The sequence below is a fragment of the Nonomuraea cavernae genome, assembly GCF_040655715.1.
GTDB classification, from domain to species: Bacteria; Actinomycetota; Actinomycetes; order Streptosporangiales; family Streptosporangiaceae; genus Nonomuraea; species Nonomuraea cavernae_A.
Genome location: NZ_JBFAKL010000030.1, coordinates 48,153 through 73,795 on the forward strand (window position 1 = coordinate 48,153; position 25,643 = coordinate 73,795).

Below are 25,643 nucleotides of genomic sequence, written 5' to 3' on the forward strand. Positions count from 1 at the left end.
GACGACGGCCGACCATCTCGGGCGGCGGGCGGCGATGCTGGCCAAACTGGCCGACCTCGACGCCGAGCACGCCAAGGCGGTCGCGGGCGGCGGGGCGAAGTACGTCGAGCGGCACCGCGCGCGGGGCAAACTGCTGGCCAGGGAGCGCGTCGAGCTGCTCGTCGACCCCGACTCACCGTTCCTGGAGCTGTCGCCGCTCGCGGCGTGGGGCAGCGACTTCCCGGTGGGCGCCAGCGTGGTCACCGGCATCGGCGTGGTGGAGGGCGTCGAGTGCCTGATCTCGGCGAGCGATCCCACGGTCAGGGGCGGCGCGTCCAACCCGTGGACGCTGCGGAAGTCGCTGCGGGCCTCCGACATCGCGCTGCGCAACCGGCTGCCGTTCATCAACCTGGTGGAGAGCGGCGGGGCGGACCTGCCGACGCAGAAGGAGATCTTCATCCCGGGCGGCCGGATATTTCGTGATCTGACGCGGATGTCCGCTGCCGGGATCCCCACGATCGCGCTCGTGTTCGGCAATTCCACCGCCGGCGGCGCGTACGTGCCCGGCATGAGCGACCACGTGGTGATGGTGCGCGAACGGGCCAAGGTGTTCCTGGGCGGCCCGCCGCTGGTCAAGATGGCGACCGGCGAGGAGTCCGACGACGAGTCGCTGGGCGGCGCCGAGATGCACGCGCGCACCAGCGGCCTGGCCGACTACCTGGCCCTGGACGAGCACGACGCGCTGCGGATCGGACGGCGGATCGTACGCTCGCTCAACTGGCGCAAGCGCGGCGTGGAGCCGCTGCCCGTGCGCGAGCCCGTCTACCCGGCGGAGGAGCTGCTGGGCATCGTCCCCGAAGACCTGAAGATCCCGTTCGACCCCCGCGAGGTGATCGCGCGGATCGTGGACGGGAGCGAGTTCGAGGAGTTCAAGCCGGTCTACGGGACGTCCCTGGTCACCGGGTGGGCCACCCTGCACGGCTATCCGGTGGGCATCCTGGCCAACGCGCGGGGCGTGCTGTTCAGCGAGGAGTCGCAGAAGGCGACCCAGTTCATCCAGCTGGCCGGCCAGTCGCGCACGCCGCTGCTGTTCCTGCAGAACACGACGGGCTACATGGTCGGCAAGGAGTACGAACAGGGCGGCATCATCAAGCACGGCGCGATGATGATCAACGCCGTCTCCAACTCGACGGTGCCGCACCTGACCGTGGTGATGGGGGCCTCCTACGGAGCGGGCAACTACGGGATGTGCGGGCGGGCCTACGATCCGCGCTTCCTGTTCAGCTGGCCCAGCGCGAAGTCGGCCGTGATGGGGCCCGCGCAGCTGGCCGGAGTGCTGTCGATCGTCGGGCGGGCCTCGGCCCAGGCCCGGGGGCAGGTCTACGACGAGGAGGCCGACGCGGCGATGCGGGCGATGGTGGAGGCGCAGATCGAGGCGGAGTCGCTGCCCTTCTTCCTGTCCGGGCGGCTCTACGACGACGGGGTGATCGATCCCCGCGACACCCGGACGGTGCTGGGGATGTGCCTGTCGGCGATCAACAGCGCCCCGGTGCCGGAGGCGGCGGGATTCGGGGTGTTCCGGCCGTGACCACTCCCAAGACCGCTCCTGCCGCCATCACGCGCCTGCTGGTGGCCAACCGGGGAGAGATCGCCCGGCGGATCTTCCGCACCTGCCGCGCGCTCGGCATCGAGACCGTGGCCGTGCACTCCGACGCCGACGCCGCCGCGCCGCACGTGGCCGAGGCCGACTACGCGGTGCGTCTCGATGGCGTGCTGCCCGCCGAGACGTACCTCGACATCCCGAGGATCATGGCGGCCTGCCGGGCCGCCGGGGCCGACGCGGTGCACCCGGGCTACGGGTTCCTGTCGGAGAACGCCGCCTTCGCGCAGGCGGTGCTGGACGCGGGGCTGGTGTGGGTGGGGCCGCCGCCCTCGGCGATCGCCGCGATGGGTTCGAAGATCGAGGCGAAGCGGCTGATGAGCGAGGCGGGAGTGCCCGTCCTGCCGTCGCTGGTGGCCGAGGGGCCGGCCGGCGCGCGGAACTGGGAGTATCCCGTGCTGGTGAAGGCGTCCGCCGGAGGCGGCGGGCGCGGCATGCGCGTGGTGCGGGCGGCCGCCGATCTCGAACGGGAGGTCGCGTCCGCGCGGCGCGAGGCCGAGGCCGCGTTCGGCGACGGGTCGGTGTTCGTGGAGCCGCTGCTCGAACGGGCCCGGCACGTGGAGGTGCAGATCCTCGCCGACCGGCACGGGCACGTCTGGGCGCTCGGCGAGCGCGAGTGCAGCATCCAGCGCCGGCACCAGAAGATCGTGGAGGAGTGCCCGTCGCCGGGGATCGGCGACGAGACGCGGGCCCTGCTGCTGGACGCCGCGATCAGGGCCGCCCGGACGATCGGGTACGTGGGCGCCGGCACCGTGGAGTTCCTGGTGCGGGGCGACCGGGTGGCGTTCCTGGAGATGAACACCCGGCTCCAGGTGGAGCACCCCGTCACCGAGCTGGTCTATGGGGTCGATCTCGTCCGGCTGCAGTTGGAGGTCGCCGAGGGGGCCGCGCTGCCGGACGGGCCGCCGGAGCCGCGCGGGCACGCGATCGAGGTCCGGCTGTACGCCGAGGACCACGACCACCTGCCCCAGACAGGGGTACTGCGGCGCTTCGAGATCCCGGGTGACGTCCGCGTCGACTCGGGGGTGGAGTCGGGCTCGGTGGTCTCGCCGTACTACGACGCGATGCTCGCCAAGGTGATCGCGTACGGGGCCGGGCGCGGCGAGGCGGTGCGGAAGCTGGCGACGGCCCTGCGGCGCGCGAAGCTGCACGGCGTCACCACGAACCGGGAGCTGCTGGTAAGCATCCTGAAAAATCCTGAATTTCGGGCGGGCAACACGCACACCGGCTTCCTCGACGAGCACCGGGAGGCGCCGGCCGAGGGACGGCCCGAGATCCCACGATCCGCGAGGCCGGTGACGACCGAACCGACCGCGCCCGCCGCGCCCGCCGAGCCGGCCGAGCAACCCCAGCACGCCGAGCCGGTCGGGCCGCCCATGCTGTCGGTTCTGGCCGCCGCGCTCGCCCTGGCCGCCGCCAACCGCAGCCGGGCCACGGTCCTGGGCAGCCTGCCCGGCGGCTGGCGCAACGTCCGGTCGCAGCCGCACCTCGCCAGGTTCGAGGAGGCCGAGGTCGCCTACCAGCCGCTTCCGGACGGCGTCACGGTCGTCACCGCCGAGTCGCACCTGGTCGTCCTGGAGCACGACGGCGTCCGGCACACCTTCGACGTCGCCCAGTACCAGCGCCCGCAAGACGGCCGGTACGACGACAAGGTGTACGTCGACTCCCCCGCCGGGTCCGTCGAGCTGACCCCGGTGCCGAGGCTGCCCGAGCCGGTCGCGCACGTCGCCCCGGGATCCCTGCTCGCGCCCATGCCCGGTAGCGTGCTGCGCGTCGAGGTCGAGCCGGGTGACCATGTCGTCAAGGGGCAGCCGGTGCTCGTCCTTGAGGCGATGAAGATGGAGCACCGGATAGCCGCGCCGTCGGACGGGGTCGTCTCCGACGTACGCGTCGAGAAGGGCCGGCAGGTCGAGGCGGGAGAGGTGCTGGCGATCATCCAGGAGAGGGAGCTATGACACGGCTGGTGCACCAGGAGCTCGTGAACGGCGTCGCGACGATCACGCTCGACTCGCCGCCCAACCGCAACGCGCTGTCCGTGCGGCTGCTGAGCGACCTGAAGGACCGGCTGGGCTGGGCGCTGGCCGAGCCCGAGGCGCGGGTCATCGTGCTGACCGGCGCCGGCAAGGTCTTCTGCTCCGGCGCCGATCTGAAGGAGCAGCGGTCAGACCCGGCCTCGGGTGAGGCGCGGGCGCCGGTGACCGCGTCGTTCCCCGAGATCCTCACGCTCATCTGGGAGAGCCCGAAGCCGGTCATCTGCCGGCTCAACGGCACGGCCCGCGCGGGCGGGCTCGGCCTGGTCGCCGCGTGCGACCTGTCGATAGCGCCGCTGACCGCCTCGTTCGCCTTCACCGAGGTGCGTCTGGGCGTGGTGCCCGCGATGATCGCGGTGCCCGTGCTGCGCCGGCTGGACTCCAGGGCGGCGGCCGAATACCTCCTGACCGGCGAGGTGTTCGACGCCGCCAGGGCCGTGGAGATCGGGCTGCTGACGCGGGCCGTGCCCGAGGAGGAGCTCGACGCGACGGTCGCCCGCTACGCCGAGCTGCTGGCCAGGGGCGGTCCCGAGGCGCTCGCCATCACGAAGAGGCTGATCAGGGACCTTCCGGAGGTGCCCTTCGAGGAGGGGCTGCGGCAGATGGCGGAGCTGTCGGCCGAGCGCTTCACCTCCGAGGAGGGCCAGGAGGGCATCGCGGCCTTCATGCAGAAGCGTCCCCCGACGTGGGTCCCCCCGGCCCGGTGAGGAGCAGTCATGTCCACCATCGCGGCCGGTGACCGGGGATCGGCGCGGGCGCCGTTGCGCGTCGCCAACTGCAGCGGCTTCTACGGCGACCGGCTGTCGGCCGCGCGTGAGCAGGTGGAGGGCGGCCCGATCGACGTGCTCACCGGCGACTGGCTGGCCGAGCTGACCATGCTCATCCTGGCCGGCAACCGCCTCAAGGGGCGTCCCGGATACGCGACGACGTTCCTGAGGCAGCTCGAAGACGTCCTGGGGACGTGTCTCGACCGGGGCATCAAAATCGTGGCCAACGCCGGCGGGCTGGACCCGGCCGGATGCGCGCAGGCCGTGCGCGAGCTGGCCGCCGGACTGGGCCTGTCGCCCAGGATCGCCCACGTGACCGGCGACGATCTCACCGGCCGCGACCTCGACCTGGTCAACGCCGACACGGGTGAGCGGCTGAGCGCCACCCCGCTCACCGCCAACGCCTATCTGGGCGGGCGCCCGATCGCGACCGCCCTGTCGGCGGGCGCCGACGTCGTGGTGACCGGCCGCGTGACCGACGCCGCCCTGGTGACGGGTCCCGGCATCTGGTGGTACGGCTGGCAGCCCGGCGACCTCGACGCCCTGGCCGGCTCGGTCGTGGCGGGCCACGTCATCGAGTGCGGCTGCCAGGCCACGGGCGGCAACTACGCCTTCTTCCAGGACGTGCCCGACCTCGCGCACTGCGGCTTCCCCGTCGCCGAGTTGCACGCCGACGGCTCCTCGGTCATCACCAAGCATCCCGGCACCGGCGGCCTGGTCTCGACCGGCACGGTCACGGCCCAGTTGATGTACGAGATCGCCGGCCCCCGCTACCTGGGCCCGGACGTGACGGCCAGGTTCGACACGATCATCCTGTCCGACGACGGCCCCGACCGCGTCCGGATCTCCGGCGTGCGCGGTGAGCCGCCGCCCGGCACCCTCAAGGTCGCGGTCAACCACCTGGGCGGCTACCGCAACACGATGACCCTGGTGCTCACTGGGCTCGACCTCCCGGCCAAGGCCCGGCTGGCTGAGGAGGCCATCTGGGCCAGGGTGCCGCGCGACTCGTTCGACCAGGTCGACGTCACGCTCACCGACTCGGGGCTGCTGCGGATCACCGTCATGGACGCCGACCGGCGCCGGGCCGGCCGCGCCTTCTCCGCCGCCGTGGTGGAGACGGGGCTGGCCAGCTATCCGGGCTTCTACGGCCTCAACCCGCCGGGCGACGCGTCGCCGTACGGGGTCTACTGGCCGGTGCTCGTCCCGGCGGGCGAGGTCGAGCCCGAGGTCTTCCTGGACGGTGAGCCGCTCCTCTCCGCCGTCCAGGTCCCCGACGCTGCTCCCGCCGCCAGTGCGTCCGACCGCCCGGCACCTGACGCGGCTCCCGCCACCGGGACGTCCGGCGGCCCGGTACCGCCGCCGGACGCGGAGCTTCCGAGCCCGCCGGCCGGCCGGACCCTCGACGTGCCGCCCGGTCAGACCGTCTTCATCCCGCGCGGCCGTACGGTCGAGGTGCCACTGGGGCGGGTCGCCGGGGCCCGCTCGGGCGACAAGGGCGGCAACGCCAACCTGGGCGTCTGGGTGCGCACGACCGAGCAGTACACCTGGCTGGCCGGTCACCTCACCGCCGACCGGCTGCGGGAGCTGCTGCCCGGCCTGTCCGGGCACCGGATCGACCGCTACGAGTTCCCCAACCTCAACGCCCTGAACTTCGTCGTCCACGGCCTGCTCGGCCGGGGCGTGGCGGCCAGCCCCCGGATGGACCCTCAGGCCAAGGCCCTGGGCGAGGAGCTGCGTGCCCGGCCCGTCGCCCTGCCGGAGGAACTGCTGCCGTAAAGGCCGCCGTACCTGGACAAATCTGTTTGAACGGGCCGGGACGGATGCTGCAGGATGGCGCGCATGAACATCCGCCGCCTCACCTCCGACGACCTCGGCGACTGCGCCCGCCTGGCCAAGGACCGCGACTGGCCGCCCGAGCGGCACAAGTGGGCGCTGCTGTTCGAGGTCGGCGAGGGCTACGGCATCGACGCCGACGACGGCGACGGGCTGGCGGCGACCAACGTCATGACCCGCTACGGCGACGACCACGCCGTGATCAGCATGGTGCTGACCGCGTCCCGCTACGCCCGGCGGGGGCTGGGCCGCGCGCTGATGGAGCACGTGCTGGAGCGGGCGGGCGACCGGACCGTCTCGCTGCACGCGACCGAGAACGGCCGTCCCCTGTACGAACAGCTCGGTTTCCGCACGGTGAGCCGGGTCGGCATGCGCACCGGTGTCTTCCGGGGCGAGCCGTCGGGCGCGACGCGTCCGGCCACCGAGGACGACCTCGGCGAGATCCTGTCACTGGACGCCGAGGTGTTCGGCACCGACCGGTCGCGGCTGCTGCGCCGGATGTTCGGTTTCGGGGAGCAGGTGCGGATCGCCGACGGCGGTTTCGGTCACTGCTGGCGCAACGACCACAACGTGGTCATCGGCCCCGTCGTGGCCCGCGACCTGGCGACCGCCCAGGCGCTGATCGGTGATCTGGCGCTGCACGCCGGCGGCACGGTGCGGATGGACCTCGATCTGGCGCAGGAGGAGCTGGCCGGGTGGGCCGGGCGGCACGGCATGGGCGACCCGTGGGAGGTCTCGCTCATGGTGCGCGACGGCGACCCGCCGGGCGACCGGAGCCGTCAGTTCCTGCCGTTCATGCAAGCTCTGGGTTGACCGTGTCGGCGCGGCTCTCGTAGGGTCGCGACTAGAATATCATTCGGTCCTGTAAGGACGGCCATGACCTCCACCCACATCGACGTCAACGCCATCGACCTCGACGGGCTCGGCGCGTGGATGGACGCCCAGGGCCTGCCCGGCGGCCCGATCACCGGCACGGCTCCGGTCGCGGGCGGCACCCAGAACGTCATGGTCCGCTTCGAGCGCGGCGGCAGCCCCTACATCCTGCGCAGGCCCCCTCAGCACGCCCGGCGCAAGAGCAACGAGGTGCTGCGCCGCGAGGCGCGGTTGCTCGCGGCGCTGCGCGACACGCGGGTGCCCGCGCCGCGGCTGGTCGCCGCGCAGACCGAGCACGAGCCGGTCTTCTACCTGATGGAGCCGGTCGACGGGTTCAACCCCTCGCTCGGGCTGCCCGACCCGCACGCCTCCGACCCGGCCATCAGGCACCGGATGGGGCTGGAGGCCGCGGCGGCGCTGGCCGAGCTGGGCCGGATCGACCCCGGCGTGCTGCCCGGCTTCGGCCGGCCGGACGGCTTCCTCGACCGGCAGGTGCCGCGCTGGCTGGGCGAGCTCGACTCCTACAACCGGCTCGACGGCTATCCCGGCCCCGACATCCCCCACCTGACCGAGACGGCAGGCTGGCTGGAACGCCACCGCCCGGCGACGTTCACCCCGGGCGTCATGCACGGCGACTACCACTTCGCCAACCTGATGTTCGCCCACGACAGCCCCCGGGTGGCCGCGATCGTCGACTGGGAGATGTCCACGATCGGCGATCCGCTGCTCGACCTCGGCTGGCTGGTGGCCATGTGGCCCGCCAACGACGGTCACGTCCCGGGGCTGCCCTCGCCCCGGGAGATCGTCGACTGCTACGGCGCCCTGTCCGACCGCGACGTGTCCGCCCTCGACTGGTACGCCGTCCTCGCGTGCTTCAAGCTCGGCATCGTTCTGGAGGGCACCCATGCGCGCGCCTTCGCCGGCCAGGCGCCCAAGGAGATCGGCGACCTGCTGCACGCCACCACGCTCACCCTGTTCGGCCGGGCCCGGCAGATCATGGACGGGCTGCTCGACGAGGGCTGACCGCACCGGGCGTGCGGTCGACCAGATCAGTCAGAATCCAGAAAACTCACCATATATGCCGATTTTTCATGAAACGATCACGTATGCCCTGAGAAGCCGTACAATTGCGCGCAATTGCAGTTTTTATCGGGGAAGGACTGTCCATGCGTATGCGGTTCCTCGGCTCCACCTCGGAGGCGGGCGCCTGCCCCACTCTGTACGAAACCGACCGCGGCACCATCGTCGTACAGGGACTTCGGCTCACCGACCCCCAGGCACTCGCCGACCTGCGCGACGTGCTCGACGGTGAGACCGCGGTCGAAGTGCCCCGCGAGCTCATCACCGAGATCGCCCGCCGGGTGCTGCCCGGCGGCTCGGCGACCACGGAGCCCGACTCTCCCTCCGCACCTACCGCGAGCGGTTGATCACAATTGCGCGACTGCCCCTGGCATGATCCACCCAAGCAGGTCTAGCCTCTTGGCGCGTGACGTCCTTTCAGCAGGCGCGCATCGACCTCGGCAGCCAGCTCCGGCAGCTGCGCGAGACCGCACATCTGTCGGGAAAGGAGCTTGCCGAGAGACTGCGCTGGCAGCCCTCCAAGGTCTCCCGGCTGGAGAACGCCAGGCAGACTCCGACCGAAGACGACGTCGTCGTGTGGGCGCAGGCCGTGCACGCGGCCCCCGAGACGACCGACACCCTGATCAGGCAGGCGATCGCGCTGCTGGAGCGGCACGACGGCTGGAAGCAACGCCACCGCAGCGGCCTGGCCGCCATCCAGGAGGACGTCCGCGACCTCGAGTCGAAGACCAAGCTCTTCAGGGTGTTCGAGCCCAACATCGTGGTCGGGCTGCTGCAGACGGCGGAGTACGCCAGGCACGTGTTCCACAAGGTGAAGCGCCTCTACAGCGCACCCGACCAGATCGACGCGGCGGTCCGGATCCGGATGCAGCGTCAGGAGATCCTCTACGACCGCAACCGCTCGTTCAGGTTCATGGTGTACGAATCGGCCCTGCGCACCCGGCTCACCCCGATCGACGTCATGCGGGGCCAGTTCGACCGGCTGCTCGCGGTCAGCACGCTGCCCAACGTGGAGTTCGGGGTCATCCCGTTCGGCGCGGAGCTGCCGGCCTCGCCGATCAACGGCTTCTGGATCTTCAACGAGGCCCTGGTCATCGTCGGCACCATGACGAAGGATCTGATCCTGCGCGACCCCGACGACATCGCTTTCTACGCTCGGGCTTTCGACGACTACGCGAAGGCGGCACAGTTCGACGAAGCTGGACGAGATGTCATCATCCGCATTCTTGACGAATATCGGAAACAATCGACACATTAATCCTCGCAATTGCTTGCCCGCCACCGCAAGATCGTGCAATTCTGTCGCCGGAGACGTTGCGGAGGTGACGCATGATGCTTGATACCGCCCTCAGCCTCGAGCGGTTCGCGTGGTGTGCCGGCCGTCACGCTGACCTGTCGGTCCAGAACGTCGCTCTGGCCAGTGAGCCCGCCTATGTGTCGGTGCGCAACCGGTTCTCCGCCACCCTGACCGAGAGCGTCACGTGCGCCGAGGACGGCAGCTTCGTCACCTCGTGGGGCTATCGCCTCGGCACCGTCGACGACGTCGAGGGCGCGGCCGCGCGGCTCGCCTTCCTCCTCGCCGCCCTGCCCGCCTAGCTAGTCGCCGGGGCCGCCGCCCGCGAAGACGCTCACCGGGACGCCGGCCTCCCTGGCCGCGGCCGTGCGGGCGTGGGCGAGCAGGCGGGCGCCCGACAGGACGTCGGGATGCAGGGTGTAGCGGATGACCAGGCCGTCGAGCATGGCGTCGATCCGCTCGGCCGCGCCCTCCGGGTCGTCGCAGGCGAACTCGCCGGAGCCCGTGCCGTCGGCCAGCACCCGGCTCAGCGCCGTCAGCCAGGTCGTCTCCAGCTCCAGCATGATCTGGTTGACCGCGGGCTCGCGCAGGGCGGTGTTCCAGGCGTCGATCCAGAGGAGCCAGCTCTGGTCGGATCTCGACTCGGGGATGTAGTAGCGCAGCACCCTGTCGAGGCGCTCGACCGCCGTGCCCGGCCCCCCGACCAGCTCGTCGAGCTTGGCGCTCTCGACGTCGAGCGAGGCCCGGAGCATGGCGGTGATCAGCTCGTCCTTGGTGGCGAAGTGGTAGTGGACGAGGCCGCCGCTGACGTTGATGGACTTGGCGATGTCAGCGATCCGGGTGTTGGCCAGACCTCGTTCGAGGACCACCCTGCGGGTGGCCTCCAGCAGCTCCGCCCTGCGCTGGTCGGCCTGCTCGGCCCGGCTCGTACTCCGCACCGGGCAAGCCTATCCGCCTTCGGCGGCGTGGTCTCCGCGCCGTGGTGGTGGCGGTCATCGGGACGTCCTGCGGCTCGGGTGGAAGATCCACGCGCGCAACAGCAGGAAGCGCACCAGGGTGACGCACGCGTTCGCGATGACGACCGCGACCAGGCGCACCTCATGGGAGACGCCGTCGGGCAGCAGCGCCAGCCCGCCGGTGGTGAGCGCGAGCCCGACGAGAAACGCGATGAGCCCCTCGACCTGGTGCCGCAGCGCCCCGGCCGGGCCGCTCACGCCGAAGGTGAAGCGGCGGTTCGCGGCGGTGTTGGCCACGGCCGTCACGAGCAGCGCGACGGCGTTCGCGGCGAGCACCGGCATCACCGACCCCAGCAGCGAGAACAGCACCAGATAGGCGACGGTGCTGACCACCCCCACGATCGCGAACCTGGGCAACTGGTGCGCCATGCCGCGCGGCAGCCGGGCCTCGCGCACCCGGGTGGGCATGGGGAGGTTGGCGGCGCCGGACAGTGTCCTGCGGGCCACCCTGCTGAGGCCGCGTAAATCGTCCAGGGCGGTTCGCAGGATGTCGACGCGGCTGTCCGGATCGTCCACCCAGTCGACGGGCACCTCGTGGATGCGCAGCCCGTGCCGTTCGGCGAGCAGCAGCAACTCGGTGTCGAAGAACCACTGCTCGTCCTCGACGGCGGGCAGCAGCGCCTGCGCGATCTCGGTGCGCGCGGCCTTGAAGCCGCACTGCGCGTCGGAGAACCGCGCGCCCATCACGGAGCGGAGCAGCAGGTTGTACGAGCGGGAGATGAACTCACGCTTGGGGCCGCGCACCACCCGCGACGCCCTGGACAGCCGGGTGCCGATCGCCAGGTCGCTGTGGCCCGACAGGAGCGGCGCGACCAGCGGCAGGAACGCGTCCAGTTCGGTGGACAGGTCGACGTCCATGTAGCTGACGACGTCGGCGTCGCTGGCCGACCAGACCAGGCGCAGCGCCCTGCCCCGCCCCTTGGCGTCAAGATGGACGGCCGTCACGTTCGCCAGCTCGGCCGCCAGCTCCTCGGCGAGCCGCCAGGTGTCGTCGGTGCTGGCGTTGTCGGCGATCGTGATCCGGAAGCCGTACGGGAACGTGCTGGTGAGGTAGGCGTGCAAGCGGATGACGCTCGCGCGCAGGGCCCGCTGCTCGTTATAGACGGGAACGACTATCTCGACCAGGCGCGTCTTGACCGAAGATTCCATGCCCCCTACTCACGACCCTGGCCTCTAAGCGGACTTATCCGATTATGAGGGTGAAGTGAGATTCCCGGGAAGCGTGATCGTCGCGATCACACCGCCGTCCGGGGCGTTGGCCAGCCGTACGTCTCCCCCGGCCTCGGCCACGGCCTGCGCCACGATCGCCAGGCCGAGCCCCGACCCAGGCAGGCCACGCGCCGACGACGACCGCCAGAAGCGCTCGAAGACGTGCGGCAGATCCTCTTCGGGGATGCCCGGCCCGTGGTCGCGGACGGTCAGCGTGCCGCCGTGCAGGGCCACCTCGACCTGGCCGGGACCGAACTTCCCGGCGTTGTCGATGAGGTTGAGCACCGCCCGTTCGAGAGAGGCGGCGTTGCCGACGACGTACCAGGGTTCGAGGTCGGTGGTGACCTCCGCGCCGCGCAGCCTGGCCCGGTCGACGGCGGCCCGCACGACGTGGTGCAGGGCCACCTCGACGTGCGGCTCGTGGTCGGCGTCGCCCCGGGCCAGCTGCAACAGGTCGCCGACGAGCGTGGACAGCTCGGCGAACTGCGCCTTCACGTTGACCAGCAGCCGCTCCTTGGCGCCGGGATCGAGCTGCCGGCCGGTCTGCTCGCTGCGCAGCAGCAGGTCGATGTTGGTGCGCAGGGTGGTGAGAGGGGTGCGCAGCTCGTGGCCGGCGTCGGCGACGAGCTGGTGCTGCCGGTCGCGCGACCCGGCCAGGGAGGCGGTCATGGCGTTGAACGAGGCGCTCAGCCGGGCGATCTCGTCGGTGCCCTCGACCGGGATGCGGGTGTCGAGATCCTCGGTGTGGGCGATGTGCTCCACGGCCTTGGTCAGACGGCCCACGGGCGCCAGCCCGGCCCGCGCGACGGCCATCCCGGCCCACGCCGCTCCCAGGACGCCGAGCGCGGCCACGGCGCCCAGCAGCAGCGCGACGTTGCGCAGGGTGTCCTTCAGCTGGTCGATCCGCTTGGCGTCCATGACGGCCATGCCGGGGCCGACGTTCTCGGTGAGGATCCGCATCGGCGTGCCGTCCTCGGTGGTGCCGTTGTGCAGGTGGGACCGGCCGCCCTGGGCGGCGATGCGCAGGTCGTAGGGCGTGATCGTCAGAGCCGGTCCCATGTGGCAGGTGGGCCGCCCATCGCTGTAGATCACCTGGGTGGACTCGGGCGGGCGGTATCGGCCCGTCGGCTCCTCCGGCGAGGCGGTGCAGTGCTTCATCAGCCAGTTGAGGTCGTTCTGCTTCTGGTACGAGTTCTGCGCCTTGGCGGCAGACGGCACGAGCGAGCGGTCCACCTGGTCGTACAGCTGCTTGCGGACGATCATGAAGCACGCGCCGGCGCAGATCGCGATGGCCAGGGCCACCGCGACCGTGACCAGGAGCGTCAGCCTGGAGCGCAGGCTGCCCCATCTCATGGCGCCGCTCGCAACACGTACCCGACCCCGCGGATGGTGTGGATCACCCGCGGCCGGCCGCCCGCCTCGGTCTTGCGCCGCAGGTACATCACGTACACGTCGAGCGAGTTGGACGTCGGCTCGAAGTCGAACCCCCAGACCTCGCCGAGGATCTGGTCGCGCGTCAGCACCTGGCGCGGGTGCGCCAGGAACAGCTCCAGCAGGAGGTATTCGGTGCGGGTCAGGTCGAGCGGCCGCTCGCCCCGGGTGACCTCCCGGGTGGCCGGATCCATGCGCAGGTCGCCGTAGGACAGCACGCTCTCCGGAGCGCCGGTGCCGAGCGCGCTCCGCCGCAGCAGCGCGCGCACCCGCGCCAGCAACTCGTCCAGCTCGAACGGCTTGACCAGATAGTCGTCGGCCCCCGCGTCGAGGCCCGAGACCCGGTCGCCGACGGCGTCGCGGGCCGTCAGCATGAGCACCGGCACGTGGTTGCCCGTCGCGCGGAGCCGGCGGCAGGCGGTCAGCCCGTCGAGCCGGGGCATCATGACGTCGAGCAGCACCGCGTCATAGCTCTCGCCGGACAGCCGCTCCAGCGCCGCCAGCCCGTCGTTGGCGGTGGCGACCCGGTACCCCTCGAACTCCAGGCTCGACTGGAGAGCCTCGCGCAGCGCGGGCTCGTCGTCCACCACCAGCAACCGCGCCGACTCGCTCATGCTCACAAACCTAAGGGACCATCATGAGAACGCTATGAAGGCCTCTTGAGGTCTGCCGGGTCTGCCGGGTCTGCCGGGTCTGTCACGTCAGGAGCGCCATGGCCGCGTTGTGGCCGGGGATGCCGCTGACGCCGCCGCCCCGGCGGGCGCCGGCGCCGCACAGCAGGATCCGCTCGTACTCGGTCTCCACCCCCCAGCCGCCCTCGTCCGCGTACGGCCAGCTCAGGTCGCGGTGGAAGATGTGGCCGCCGGGCAACCCGGCCTCGTCCTCCAGATCGACGGGGGTCTTGGCCTCGACGCACAGGCTGCCGTCGGGGGCCCGCAGGAGACAGTCCTCGATGGGTTCGGCCAGAACCTGGTTGACGGAGTCCAGCGTGGCGCGCAGCGCCTCAGCCCGCGCCTTTTCCGGATTTTCCCGGAAAAGGCGGGCGGGCATGTGCAGGCCGAACAGCGTCATCGTCTCCGCCCGCCCCCGCAGCTCGGGCCCGAGGATGGACGGGTCGGTCAGCGAGTGGCAGTAGACCTCGGCGGGCGGCAGCTCGGGGATCCGGCCCGCGGCGGCCTGGGTGTAGGCCCGGGCCAACTGGTCGCGGCTCTCGTTGATGTGGAACGTCCCGCTGAACGCCGCCCGCGGGTCCACCGCCGCGTCCTTGAGCCGGGGCAGCCGGGTCAGCACCATGTTGACCTTGAGCTGTGCCCCCTCCGGCGTGCCCTCCGGTCTGCCGAGCACCCGGTCGAGCACCGCGGGCGGCAGGTTGACCAGCACGTGGCCGCCCGTGACCGTGTGCTCACCGTCCTCCGCCCGGAACGTCACCTCGCCCGAGGGCGAGATGCCGACGATCTCGGCTCCGGTCCTGATCTCCGCCCCGGCCTGCCTGGCCGCGGCCTCCAGTGCCCCGGAGACGGCGCCCATGCCGCCCACGGGGACGTTCCACTCGCCGGTGCCGTCGCCGATCACGTGGTAGAGGAAGCACCGGTTGGCCAGCAGGTCGGCGGCCGGGTCGGCGAACGTGCCGATCAGCGCGTCGGTCAGCACCACGCCGCGCACCGTATCGTCACCGAACCGCTCGTCCACCGTCTGGCCGATGGGCCGCCGGAACAGGTCCCGCCACGCCTCGGCGCCCACCAGCCGCTCGATCTCGCCGGCGGTCCTCAGGGGTTCGAGCAGGGTGGGCGCCAGGGTCCGCGCCACCTCGCCGGCCATCGCGTAGAACTCCTGCCAAGCCTGGTGGTCGGCGTCTCCCCCGGTGACCTCCCTGAACGAGGCCGCCGTACGGTCCGCGTCGCCGTTGTCGACGAGCAGCCCCGTGCCACCCGTGGGCGTGTAGGAGGCGTAGCGGCGGCGGCGCAGCTCCAGGTCGAGGCCCAGGTCCTGAACGATCTTCGTCGGCAGCAGGCTGACCAGGTAGGAGTAGCGCGACAGCCGCACGTCCACGCCGGGAAAGGCTTGGGCGGAGATCGCCAGCCCTCCGGTGTGGTCCAGTCGCTCCAGCACCAGCACCCGCCGCCCCGCCCTAGCCAGGTAGGCCGCGGCGACCAGCCCGTTGTGCCCGCCACCAGCAACGACGATGTCATAGATCCCCATATCGGCACAATACGGCCCAGAGCGCTACAACCACCGGCCGCCACGGCCACGAGCCCCGGCCAGTGACGCCAAGCCAGGGGCAGCCGGTCACCGGCCGCCGGATCAGGGGCGTGCGGATCAAGGGCGTGCGGATCAAGGGCGTGCGAATCAAGGGCGTGCGAATCAGGAGCGGCTGGATCAGGGGCGGCTGGCGATCGTGAGCAGGGTCGCGGCCGGGCCGGCGATGAGGCGGCCCCGCCGCCACACCGCGCGCAGGTTCCGCACGAGGTTGAGCCCGGCCAGCGGCACCTCCACCAGCCGTCCCGTGGCCAGCTCGGCCTCGACGGCGTAACCGCTGAGCACGGCAGGCGCCGACCCCGCCTGCGCCGCGCCCTTGACCGCCGCGTTGGACCCCAGCTCCAGACGCGGACTGGCCTGGCGCAAATCCCTGAACGCCACGTCGAGCGTCTCCCGCGTGCCCGATCCGGGCTCGCGGACGACGAGCGGGGTGGCGGCCAGCTCGGGCCCCCTGAGCACCGTACGGCGACGGGTCCAGGGATGACCGGGCGCCACCACGACCACCAGCCGGTCGGTGCCCACCACCCGTCCGGCGAGCCCGTCGGGCACGTTCGGCCCCTCGACGAAGCCCAGCTCGACCTCCTCGGCCAGCACCCGGCCGGCGACGTCGGCGGAGTTGACCACGTCCAGTCCCACCTGCACGTCGGGGTCGCGGTCCTGCAACTCGCCCAGCCAGCGCGGCATCAGGTATTCGGCCACCGTCATGCTCGACGCCACCCGCAGGTGGGCGGCCCCGCTGTGCCGTACGGCCTGCGCGGCCCGCGTGAGCTCCCGGGCCGCGGCCAGCACCCGCGTGGCCCAGCCCGCCACCATCCGGCCCTCGGCGGTGAGCGTGGAGCCGCGCGGTGTCCGCTCCAGCAACGGCAGGCCGAGCCGGCGCTCCAGCAGCGCGACCCGTTTGCTGGCCGACGGCTGCGTGATGCCCGCCGCCCTGGCCGCCCGCCCCAGGCTGCCCAGCTCGCCCACGTCGACCAGGAGCTGGAGCGAGTCCAGGTCGGGCAGTGCGCTCATAGCCTCAGGCTATGGCCTGCCAGGCAACCCACGGCTACCGGGACCGGCGGGGCCTCAGAAGACTCGGGGCATGCCCTTCGCCGATCGTCTGCCCGGTGTCGCCGCGGCCCTCGCGGCGGTGGTCTTCGCCCTGGCCGTCCACCGGTTCGTGCCCGGGTTCAGCCCCGCGATGGTCGCCGTCGTCGCCGGCGCGGTCGTGGCCAACCTGTGGGGGATCGGCGAGCGGCTGCTGCCCGGCCTGCGGTTCGTGGCCAGGCGGGTGCTGCGGGTCGCGATCGTGCTGCTCGGGCTGCAGATCGCGGTGCCGCACCTGCTCGCGCTGGGCTGGCAGGCACCGGCGATCATCATGGTCGCGACCGGGGTCACGTTCACCCTCACCCCGCTCGCCGGCCGCCGCCTCGGCCTGCCGCCCGGCACGTCACTGCTGGTCGCCGCCGGGGTGTCCATCTGCGGCGCCGCCGCGGTCGCCGCCATGCGCCAGAGCACCGACACCACCGACGACGACGCGGCCGCCGCGCTCAGCGTCGTGGTCCTGTACGGCAGCGCCGCCATCCTCGTGGTCCCCCTGGTGGCGACGTGGCTCGGACTGTCCGGCTCGCAGCTGGGAGTCTGGACGGGCGCGGCGGTCCACGAGGTAGCCCAGGTGGCGGCGATCGGCTCGGCCACCGGCGTCCTCGCCACGGCGGTCACCGTCAAGCTCGGCCGCGTCATCCTGCTGGCCCCGATCATCGCCCTGACCACCGCGCGGCGGCGGCACGCCGAGACCCCCGCCGTCAGCGGCACGGCGCGCACCGACGCCGGCACCGTGCGCGGGGCTCAGCCCGGGGGATCCACCGGCCCGCCGGTGGTCCCGTTGTTCGTGGCGGGGTTCCTGGCGATGGTCGCGCTGCGCGGCACCGGGCTGGTGCCGTCACAGGTCACGGCGCCGGCGCAAGAGGTGACGAACATCCTGATGGCCGCCGCCATGTTCGCCCTGGGCACCGGGATCGACGTCCGCAGGCTGGTCAGGGCCGGCCGGGTGCTGGCGCTCGGCGCGATCGCCACCGGATGCGTCGCCGCCGTCTCACTGGTGGGTGTCATGATCCTGGTCTGACACCTCCGCCTGACGGAGGGGGGTGCGACAGGATAGACGCGCGTATAAAACACGTGGCACGCCCGATTTCGCCACAAAATCCGTGAAATACACTGAAGCACGCCATTTACCTGGCTTCACAGCGGAATACACAAGGAGCACCGGACCCATATGCGCAGCACCGCAGATCCCATACTCCAGCAGTCCGACGAGGTCGCCGAGGCCCTGGCCGCGGGCGCGCCCGTGGTGGCGCTGGAGTCCACGATCATCTCCCACGGCCTGCCGCAGCCTCGCAACCTGGAGGTCGCCAGGGAGCTGGAGGGGATCGTCCGGGAGGCGGGCGCCGTGCCGGCCACGATCGCGGTGCTCGACGGCGTCGCCCGCGTCGGGCTGGACGAGACGGAGCTGGAGCGCGTCGCGACCGAGCCGGGTCTGCGCAAGCTGGGCCAGCGCGACCTGCCGGTGGCGGCGGCGCTGAAGGCGAGCGGCGCGACGACCGTCTCGGCCACCTCGTTCCTGGCCGCCCGCGCGGGCATCCGGATCTTCGCCACGGGCGGGCTCGGCGGCGTGCACCGCGGCTGGACCCAGGAGCAGGACGAGTCGGCCGACCTCGACACGCTGGCCCGCACCCGGATCACCGTGGTGTGCGCCGGCGTCAAGTCGATCCTCGACGTGCCCGCGACGCTGCAGCGCCTGGAGACCCGAGGCGTGACCGTGGCGGGCTACCGTACGGACACGTTCCCGGGCTTCTACCTGCACTCCTCCGGCGAGCCGGTCGACTGGCGGATCGAGTCGCCCGAGCAGGCCGCGGCCATCATGCGCGGCCAGGACGCGTTCGGCGGCCAGGAGAGCGCGCTGATCGTGGCCAATCCCGTCCCGGTGGACCAGCAGCTCGACCCCGTCCTGCACGACCACGTGCTGGCCGAGGCGCTCGCCGCAGCCGAGCGTGACGGCGTCACCGGGCAGGCGATCACCCCGTTCCTGCTCGGCTACCTGATGCGCGGCACGGGTGGCGCCTCGCTGGAGGCCAACCTGGCGGCGGTCCGCGGCAACACGGCCCTGGCGGCGCGTATCGCGCTCTGCTGGGCACAGCGGTGACCGGCGGGGGGCTGCTCGTCATCGGCGACGTCGTCACCGATGTGGTGGCGATCCACGGCGCCCCGGTGCTGGCGGGCACCGACACCGCCGCGGACATCGTGCTCCGGCCGGGCGGCTCGGGCGCCAACACCGCCGCCTGGGCCGCCCACCTGGGCGCCGACGTGCGACTGCTGGCCAGACTCGGCTACGACAGCAGCGAGTGGCACACGACGGAGCTGATCAGAACCGGGGTCCGGCCGCATGTCGAGGTGGACTCCGGCCATCCGACGGCCGTGGTCATCGCGATGGTCGACGGGTCGGGCGAACGCTCCATGCTCACCAACCGCGGCGCGGGCGGCCGCATCTCCGTCGACGACTGGGATCCTTCCCTGCTCGACGGGGTGAGCCGGTTGCACCTGTCGGGCTACCTCCTCTTCGCCGAACGGGGGCTGGAGCTGGCCCGGCTGGCCATGTCCGAGGCGGCCGCCGCGGGGGCCCGCATCAGCGTCGACCCGGCCTCGACCGGCCCGTTGCGCGAGTTCGGCGTGGACCGGTTCCTGCGCGAGACCGCCGCCGCCGACCTGATCATCCCCAACCTCGACGAGGCCCTTCTGCTCACCGGCGCCCCGTCGCCGGAGCGCGCCGCCGAGCTCCTCAGCGACAGGTACGGCACCGCCGTCGTGAAGCTGGGCTCCCGGGGCGCCGTGGTCGCGACAGGAGGGCGAATCCTGGCTACTGCCGAAGCGTCGCCCGCCAAGGTCGTAGACTCGACCGGAGCCGGAGACGCGTTCGCAGCCGGATATCTCTCAGCACTTCTCAAGGGCGCCAACGAAGCGGCAGCTCTGCAGGCGGGTTGTCAGGCAGGTGCCACATGCGTGGCCCTGGTGGGCGGTCGGCCACGATACGGTTTGGAAGTGAACCGTCTTTACCCTATTCACACCGATTGATAGCTTGCCGCGTAGGCTGCACCATTAGCCACATGCGTTTTTCCTAGCAACGCGGCTCACTCTGGGGAGGATAAGGTCCGCCGATGGACGTCGAGTCATCGATCTGCCTGAGCGACCTGGTCCCTGCCCTGCGCTGGAGCCGTCCCCAGCAGGTCGCGGAGGCCCTGGGCGATCCGCGGCTGCCGGTCGGCTGGTGGTCGTCGCTCGCGCTGTCGCGGGCCCTCGGCACGGCCGGGCTCGACTGGATCTGCGAGCGGCTGGCCCGCCTGGCCGCCTCCCGCTGGGACCACCTGCCGCTCGCCGACCTGCTTCCCGCGCTCACCGTTCACCAGATCGACCCGGCGCTGCCCGGCTGGCCCGAGGCCACCCGCACGGCGATCACCGGTCTGGGCGGCTGGCATCGGCTGCGCCGCCTGGCACCCGGCGACCTGGCCACGCCCTCGGCCACGCCCGAAGTGCTGATCGGCTCGGTGTTCCGCGAGGTGCTCGGCCAGCTCCAGCGCGACGCCGCCCGCCCCGCCGCAGTCTCGCCCGTCCCCGCGGGACACCCGGAGTCCACCCGCCCCCTGCTGCCGCGCGGCACCGTCCCAGGGCAGCGTGAGGGAGCCGCCGTCCAGCGCACGACGGGCCCGGCCCAACCCGAAGCCACGCCCGGTTCCTTCCCCGGCCAGCCCGGCGCCGCCTCTCCAGCGGCCGGGTTTCCGGCCCGGGGCGTCCCCCAGTCCGGTTCGTTCACCGCCCAGCCGTCCAGCGGCGGCTACCAGGCGCAGCCCGAGAGCGCACCCCGCACCGGCGGTTATCCCGGCCGGTCCGACACCCCGTCCCGGGCCGGCGGGCACGCCGCCCAGGCTCAGCCCGACGGCGGCCCCCAGACCGGCGGCTTGCCCGCCCTGCCCGGCACCACCGCCCAGCCCGGCGGCTTGCCCGCCCAGCCCAGCGCCGCCTCCCAGACCGGCTCCACGCCAGAGACCGGCGGCTATCCGGCGAAACCAGGCTCTGCCCCGCAAACCGGTGGATTTCCCGCCCAACCCACCTCGGGCCCGCAGACCGGCGGCTACTCGGCGCAGCCCGGCTCCAGCTCGCAGAGCGGATCCACGCCATCGACCGGATCCGGCTCGCGGATCGACTCCGCATCCCAGACCGGCGGATCCCAGACCGGCGGCCTCCCGCCCTTGCCCGGCTCCGCATCCCAGACCGGCGGGTTCCCGGCCCAGCCCGGCTCCGCACCCCAGACCGGCGGCTTTCCGGCCCAGCCCGGCTCCGCACCCCAGACCGGCGGGTTCCCGGCCCAGCCCGGCTCCGCATCTGGGACCGGTGCGTTCCGGGCGCAGGGTGAGGGAGGGGCCGCACGCCAGACCGGTTCCTTCCCCGCCCAGTCCAACGGCCTCCCGCAGCGTCCGACCGGCGACCGACCGAAGGCCGACCCGCTGGCCGGCGTGCCCAACGGGCTGTCCGGCGCGCCCCACACGGGCCCGCTGCCGAGCGTGAGCGGCGCAGGCGCCTACGGCGGGGGCGCCGAGCAGGCCGCCACGCCCCCGCTGTCCGACACGGACCACGCGATGGTCCGGGTCGTCGACAGCCTCTTCCTCAGCCTGGACAAACTCGAACTCGCCGTGGCCGTGCACCGGCTGTTCGCCGAGGACCCGATCAGCCTGCGCACGCTGGCGCACAAGATGCTCGTCGATCGGGACGTGCTCTCCCAGGCCCAGCGCACGGCGGAGGAGCGCGTGCTGCACTGGCTGCGCTCGTCGGAGTCGGCGCCGGTGACCGGGCACATGTTCCGGCTGACGGAGTGGCTGGGCACCGCCGCCACCGAGGAGCAGCTGATCGGCGCCGACCCGGCGCACCCGGTGATGGTGCCGTCGCTGCGCACCCCGCTGTGGCGGGTGCTCGTCACGCTCATGCCCGACCGCCGCCTGCAGGACGGCTGGCTGGTCATCGGAGACCTGCAGCGACTGCAGGCCCGCACCCGGCAGCTTCTCGCGACCCGTACGTCCGACACCGACGTGGTCGAGGTGCTGAGCGAGCTCGGCATCCGGGCCCACTCGGCCAAGGCGTGGCTCGACGCCCTGCCACCGGAGTCCGCGGCGCACCCCACGGCGTCCTCCGAGGCTCCGGCCCAGCCGCTCCCGCGCCGCACCCCCGGAGCCAACGGCCACCACCACCGCGGCGGCCAGCCCATCCCCGCGGCCCCTGCGGGGTCGATCGACCCGTCGGCGGCGCTGGCCACACTGTCGGCCCTGTCGGGCGGACGCTCGCCGATCCTTCCCAGCCTGGCCGGCGCCCCGTCCACCCCGCCGCCTCCGCTGCCGAGCCCGTCGTCCGATCCGCGCCGCTGGCAGCGCATCGAGGTCACGCCCGAGCATCTGCGTGGCGGCCCGGTGCCGGTGCCGGAGGGCTACGCCACCCAGCTCGGCATGCGTCCGGGCACCCTGTTGTCGGTGACGGGCCCGGGAGACAACGCGATCGTCCTGGTCTGGCAGGGGCACCAGCCGGTCTTCGACTCGCTGCAGCCGGTGCTGATGCGCCTCAACGCCCGCCCCGGCGACCAGGTGTACGTGACGGTCGACGGCTATCGCCTGGAAGCGCAGCTCACGGGCTGACCTCAGGCAAAACGGGCTGACCTCAAGCGAGACGAGCTGACCTCAAGCGAGACGAGCTGACCTCAAGCGAGACGAGCTGACCTCAGGCGAGATGGGCTGACCTCAGGCGAGCCCGCCGAGGTCCTCGAACAGGCGCAGGCGGTGCGCCGTGGCCGCGGCCTCGCCGCGTGAGGCGACACCGAGCTTGGCCAGGATGTTGGACACGTGCACGCTGACGGTCTTGATCGCGATGAACAGCTCACCGGCGATCTCCCGGTTGCTGTGCCCGGCCGCCACGTGACGCAGCACCTCCAGCTCGCGCGCGGTCAGCCCCAGCGGCGGGCCGTCGGGCGTGGCCCCATCGGCGCGGGCGATGCGGGCGCGCCGGGCCATGTCGTCGAGCTCGGCCAGCAGCGGCGTGGCGCCGAGTCGTTCGGCCGACTCGCGGGCCCGGGTCAGCCGGATGGCGGCCTGCTGCCGGTCTCCGCACGCCAGCGCCGCCCGAGCGGCGCCGGCCAGCGCGCGGGCCTCCGCGTACGGCTGGCGCAGCGCCGACCAGGCCGCCACGACCGCGTCCAGGGTCTTGAGCCGGTCGGCCGGCTCGTCCCCACCGGACGCCGTGCCGGCCAGGGCGGCGAAGGTCAGGCGCTGGGCCTGCTGAAGATCGCCCGCCACGGCGAGGCGATCGGCCAGCGACCGCAGCTCCGCGAGCAGCGGCCCGCCGAACTGGGCGAACGCTATGAGCAGCGGCCACGAGTAGCGCGGGCTGGCCATCAGGTCCTGCTCGCGCAGCGTGCGCTCGGCCAGCTCGCGGGCGTCGTCGGCCCGGTCACGCGCCAGCAGCAGCTCGAACTCCCTGCGCACGTGCGGCAGCACGCTCTGGTCGCGGAACGTGCCGCGCGACAGGACGGCGCGCGACTTCGCCCACAGCCGCTCGGCCGACTCGACCTGGCCGCGGGCCAGCGCGATGTCGCCGGCCAGCCCCTGCAGGCTCGACTGGATCGGCGGAGGTGGCATGAGGTCGAGTGCGTGGTCCACGACCTCCAGCGCCTCGTCCCAGTGCCCTAGCGACACCAGCGGCTCGGCCAGGTTGATCGCCAGGAACGCGCCCGAGGTGCGCGCCAGGCCGTGTCGCTCGGCTCCGGCGACGCCCTCGCGGGCCACCCGGGCCGCGTGCTCGTGGCGGCCGGCGCCCTCCAGCGCGTCGGACTCGGAGATCGCGCACCGCATCAGCGCGTTGTAGGAGCCGGACGCGGTCGCGATGCGCCGCGCCTCGGCGAACGCCTCGACCTGCTGGTCGATCTCGGCGTAACGGTAGCGTCCCCAGGCCAGCGTGATCAGCGCGTTGGCCTCGACCGGGGCGTCACCGGCCGTGTGGGCGAGCTCGGCGGCCTGGCCCGCCGCCTGAAGCTTCTCCGGCCAATCGCCCGGCGCGTGCAACATCCGGGCAAGGCTCTCCAGGACCTGGGCGCGGAGCCTGACGGGGGCTCCGTCGGGCAGCAGGGCGGCGGCCTCGCGCAGGTCGTCGATATAGCCGGGCCGGCTCAGGTCGTAGCGGACGAGGCCGCGCTGGCGCAGCAGCCTGGCGGCCCTGATCGGGTCGGTTGCGCGGTCGACCTCGGCCAGGGCGGCGCCGGCGAGGGCCAGCCCGCGCTCGAACTCGCCGGCGAGGTGGGCCACCGTGATCGCCTGGCGGAGCACGCCGACGTGGTCGATCCCGATGCGCCGCTCGGCGTCGGGCACCTGCCGCCACAGCTCCAGCACCCGGGACAGCATCCGGAGCTGCTCGCCGTAGGCGGTGGACCTGCGCGCCGCGGTGGCGGCGTGCCAGGCGCTGACCAGGGCCGAGTCGGCGTCGCGGGCGGCGTGCCAGTGGTGTGCCAGCTCGATCGCGCCACGCGGCGCGGGCAGCACGGACAGGTCGCGCTCCAGCGCCTGGGCGAAGCGGGTGTGCAGGCGGATGTGCTCGCCCGGCAGCAGGTCGTCGTGCAGGGCCTCGCGGATCAGGGCGTGGCGGAAGGAGTAGCCCTCGCCGTCGACCACCAGTACGTTGCCCGCCACCGCGGGCCGCAGCGCGCGAGAGAGCGCGGCCTCATCGAGGCCGGCCACGCCGGACAACAGGTCGTGCTCGATGTGCTGGCCCCCGGCGCTCGCGACCCGCATCAGCTCCTGGGTCTCCTCGGGCAGCCGCTCGACGCCGGCGAGCAGCAGGTCGCGCAGCGACTCGGGCAGTGACTCGTCGCCGCCGGCCTCGCTGAGGAGGGCCTCGACGAACAGCGGATTGCCCTCGCTGCGCGCGTAGATGAGGTCGATGGCGGTCGTCGACGGCTCGCGCTCCAGGATGCTGGCCGCCTGGGCGACGACCTCCCGGCGGGTGAGCCTGCGCAGCTCCAGCCTGGTCACCCAGTCGATGCGGCCCAGCTCGGCCAGCAGCGGGCGGAGCGGGTGGGTGCGGTGCAGCTCGTCGGACCGGTAGGTGACGGCGATCAGCAGGGCGGCGTCGGAGCGCTGGTAGCGCACCAGGAACGTGAGCAGGTCGCGGGTGGACCGGTCGGCCCAGTGGGCGTCCTCGACGACCAGGACCACCGGCCGGTCCTCGGCCAGCCGCTCCAGCAGGCCCAGCACCTGCTCGAACAGCCGGGCACGGGCATCGGAGCCGTCGCGGTCGGGCTCGCCGAACTCGGGCAGCAGCCGGGCCAGGCCGCGGGTGTCGCCGCCGGGCACCAGCGCGGCGACGCCGTCTCTGCCCAGCTCGCGCACGAGGCCGCGCAGCATGGCGGAGAAGGGCGCGAACGGCAGTCCTTCGGTGCCGAGTTCGAGACAGCCACCGGACAGGACCAGGGCGTCACCGGTGAGCGAGCCGAACTCCTTGATCAGGCGAGTCTTGCCGACACCCGCCTCGCCGCCGATGAGCACGGTGGAGGACGCACCCGCGCGGGCGGCGGCCAGCGCGTCGGCGAGCGCGGTGAGCTCACCGGACCGGCCGACGAACAGGGGGCTCACCGTGTGGATGGTCACGCCCCAAGGATGCCACCCGTCGTGGGGGGACGCGGCGCGCCCCTAACGCAGGACCTTGCGGAAGAACGTGGCCGACGCCTCGTAGCCGAGCGCGTGGTAGAACTCCGGCGCCCGCCGGGTCGCCATCGCGACGTAGCCGGCCTCGCGCGAGCGGGCCCATTTCTCGAACTCCTCCAGCAGCGACCGGCCGATCCCCTGCCTGCGCGACCCCGTCCGCACCATGGCCTCCTCCACCCAGGCGACCGGGCCGTTGGCGAACAGCGTCAGGTGCACGAACCCGAGCAGGTAACCGGTGACCTGGCCGCCGACCACGGCCGTGAGCAGCAGGGCGTCGTCGTTACGGAGCAGCTGGGGCAACGCCAGGTCGAACGCCTCGCGCTCGGGGCTGAACGTCAGCCCGAACTCCCTGGCCAGCGCGAAGACCTCGTCCGCGTCGGCCTTCTCAGCCCTCCTGATGAGAAGGTCGTCACACGTCATGACGTGTGACCCTGAATCCTGCTTCATGCCC

The 25,643-nt window shown here is 72.5% G+C and carries 21 protein-coding genes; 13 read left to right on the forward strand and 8 right to left on the reverse strand.

Going from position 1 to position 25,643, the window contains the following annotated elements; translation table 11 throughout:
- The first annotated feature begins 34 nt into the window (after positions 1–34).
- The 9 genes from AB0I38_RS33170 (at position 35) to AB0I38_RS33210 (ending at position 9,818) form a co-directional block, all read left to right on the forward strand.
- Positions 35–1,567, forward strand: a complete 1,533-nt coding sequence (locus tag AB0I38_RS33170; RefSeq protein WP_358489715.1) for an acyl-CoA carboxylase subunit beta — start codon at positions 35–37, stop codon at positions 1,565–1,567.
- Complete coding sequence (locus tag AB0I38_RS33175; protein WP_358489552.1) at positions 1,564–3,594, forward strand: biotin carboxylase N-terminal domain-containing protein; 2,031 nt, start codon at positions 1,564–1,566, stop codon at positions 3,592–3,594. The genes AB0I38_RS33170 and AB0I38_RS33175 overlap by 4 nt, the downstream gene beginning before the upstream one ends.
- A complete protein-coding gene (locus tag AB0I38_RS33180) occupies positions 3,591–4,376 on the forward strand; it encodes an enoyl-CoA hydratase-related protein (protein ID WP_358489557.1) in 786 nt (261 codons plus the stop codon). The genes AB0I38_RS33175 and AB0I38_RS33180 overlap by 4 nt, the downstream gene beginning before the upstream one ends.
- Before the next feature lie 9 nt (positions 4,377–4,385).
- Positions 4,386–6,212, forward strand: a complete 1,827-nt coding sequence (locus AB0I38_RS33185; protein WP_358489562.1) for an acyclic terpene utilization AtuA family protein — start codon at positions 4,386–4,388, stop codon at positions 6,210–6,212.
- A 63-nt stretch (positions 6,213–6,275) separates the two neighbouring features.
- The gene (locus tag AB0I38_RS33190) at positions 6,276–7,082 is read left to right on the forward strand and encodes a GNAT family N-acetyltransferase (RefSeq protein WP_358489569.1); all 807 of its coding nucleotides are present in this window, start codon (positions 6,276–6,278) and stop codon (positions 7,080–7,082) included.
- 63 nt (positions 7,083–7,145) lie between these two features.
- Complete coding sequence (locus AB0I38_RS33195; RefSeq protein WP_358489572.1) at positions 7,146–8,165, forward strand: phosphotransferase family protein; 1,020 nt, start codon at positions 7,146–7,148, stop codon at positions 8,163–8,165.
- A 143-nt stretch (positions 8,166–8,308) separates the two neighbouring features.
- On the forward strand, positions 8,309–8,569 hold the full coding sequence (locus AB0I38_RS33200) for a hypothetical protein (protein WP_358489577.1): 261 nt from the start codon (positions 8,309–8,311) through the stop codon (positions 8,567–8,569).
- Positions 8,570–8,628: 59 nt separating this feature from the next.
- A complete protein-coding gene (locus tag AB0I38_RS33205; RefSeq protein ID WP_358489584.1) occupies positions 8,629–9,480 on the forward strand; it encodes a helix-turn-helix domain-containing protein in 852 nt (283 codons plus the stop codon).
- A gap of 71 nt (positions 9,481–9,551) precedes the next feature.
- On the forward strand, positions 9,552–9,818 hold the full coding sequence (locus tag AB0I38_RS33210; RefSeq protein ID WP_358489589.1) for a hypothetical protein: 267 nt from the start codon (positions 9,552–9,554) through the stop codon (positions 9,816–9,818).
- Here AB0I38_RS33210 and AB0I38_RS33215 read toward each other — a convergent pair whose 3' ends face one another.
- From AB0I38_RS33215 to AB0I38_RS33240, 6 genes are all read right to left on the reverse strand, one after another.
- Positions 9,819–10,454, reverse strand: coding sequence for a TetR/AcrR family transcriptional regulator (locus AB0I38_RS33215; protein WP_358489599.1), 636 nt, complete (start codon positions 10,452–10,454; stop codon positions 9,819–9,821).
- Between the two features lie 54 nt (positions 10,455–10,508).
- Positions 10,509–11,681 carry a bifunctional glycosyltransferase family 2/GtrA family protein gene (locus AB0I38_RS33220; RefSeq protein ID WP_358489604.1) on the reverse strand — a complete coding sequence of 391 codons (1,173 nt, stop codon included), beginning with the start codon at positions 11,679–11,681 and terminating at the stop codon, positions 10,509–10,511.
- Positions 11,682–11,723: 42 nt separating this feature from the next.
- On the reverse strand, positions 11,724–13,094 hold the full coding sequence (locus tag AB0I38_RS33225; protein WP_358489607.1) for a sensor histidine kinase: 1,371 nt from the start codon (positions 13,092–13,094) through the stop codon (positions 11,724–11,726).
- Positions 13,091–13,786, reverse strand: coding sequence for a response regulator transcription factor (locus AB0I38_RS33230; protein WP_358489610.1), 696 nt, complete (start codon positions 13,784–13,786; stop codon positions 13,091–13,093). Before AB0I38_RS33230 ends, AB0I38_RS33225 begins: the two co-directional genes overlap by 4 nt.
- Before the next feature lie 82 nt (positions 13,787–13,868).
- A complete protein-coding gene (locus AB0I38_RS33235) occupies positions 13,869–15,371 on the reverse strand; it encodes a phytoene desaturase family protein (protein ID WP_358489612.1) in 1,503 nt (500 codons plus the stop codon).
- A gap of 177 nt (positions 15,372–15,548) precedes the next feature.
- Positions 15,549–16,439, reverse strand: coding sequence for a LysR family transcriptional regulator (locus AB0I38_RS33240; RefSeq protein ID WP_358489615.1), 891 nt, complete (start codon positions 16,437–16,439; stop codon positions 15,549–15,551).
- A 70-nt stretch (positions 16,440–16,509) separates the two neighbouring features.
- On the opposite strand from AB0I38_RS33240, the gene AB0I38_RS33245 reads away from it, so the two are divergent.
- The 4 genes from AB0I38_RS33245 (at position 16,510) to AB0I38_RS33260 (ending at position 22,138) form a co-directional block, all read left to right on the forward strand.
- Positions 16,510–17,532 carry a YeiH family protein gene (locus AB0I38_RS33245; RefSeq protein ID WP_358489617.1) on the forward strand — a complete coding sequence of 341 codons (1,023 nt, stop codon included), beginning with the start codon at positions 16,510–16,512 and terminating at the stop codon, positions 17,530–17,532.
- 150 nt (positions 17,533–17,682) lie between these two features.
- On the forward strand, positions 17,683–18,609 hold the full coding sequence (locus AB0I38_RS33250) for a pseudouridine-5'-phosphate glycosidase (protein WP_358489621.1): 927 nt from the start codon (positions 17,683–17,685) through the stop codon (positions 18,607–18,609).
- Entirely contained in the window at positions 18,606–19,535 is a 930-nt protein-coding gene (locus AB0I38_RS33255) for a carbohydrate kinase family protein (RefSeq protein ID WP_358489624.1), read from the forward strand. The genes AB0I38_RS33250 and AB0I38_RS33255 overlap by 4 nt, the downstream gene beginning before the upstream one ends.
- Positions 19,536–19,618: 83 nt before the next feature.
- On the forward strand, positions 19,619–22,138 hold the full coding sequence (locus tag AB0I38_RS33260) for a hypothetical protein (protein WP_358489626.1): 2,520 nt from the start codon (positions 19,619–19,621) through the stop codon (positions 22,136–22,138).
- Positions 22,139–22,240: 102 nt separating this feature from the next.
- Here AB0I38_RS33260 and AB0I38_RS33265 read toward each other — a convergent pair whose 3' ends face one another.
- A complete protein-coding gene (locus tag AB0I38_RS33265) occupies positions 22,241–25,135 on the reverse strand; it encodes an ATP-binding protein (protein WP_358489629.1) in 2,895 nt (964 codons plus the stop codon).
- A 42-nt stretch (positions 25,136–25,177) separates the two neighbouring features.
- Entirely contained in the window at positions 25,178–25,639 is a 462-nt protein-coding gene (locus AB0I38_RS33270) for a GNAT family N-acetyltransferase (protein ID WP_358489633.1), read from the reverse strand.
- Between the last annotated feature and the right edge of the window lie 4 nt (positions 25,640–25,643).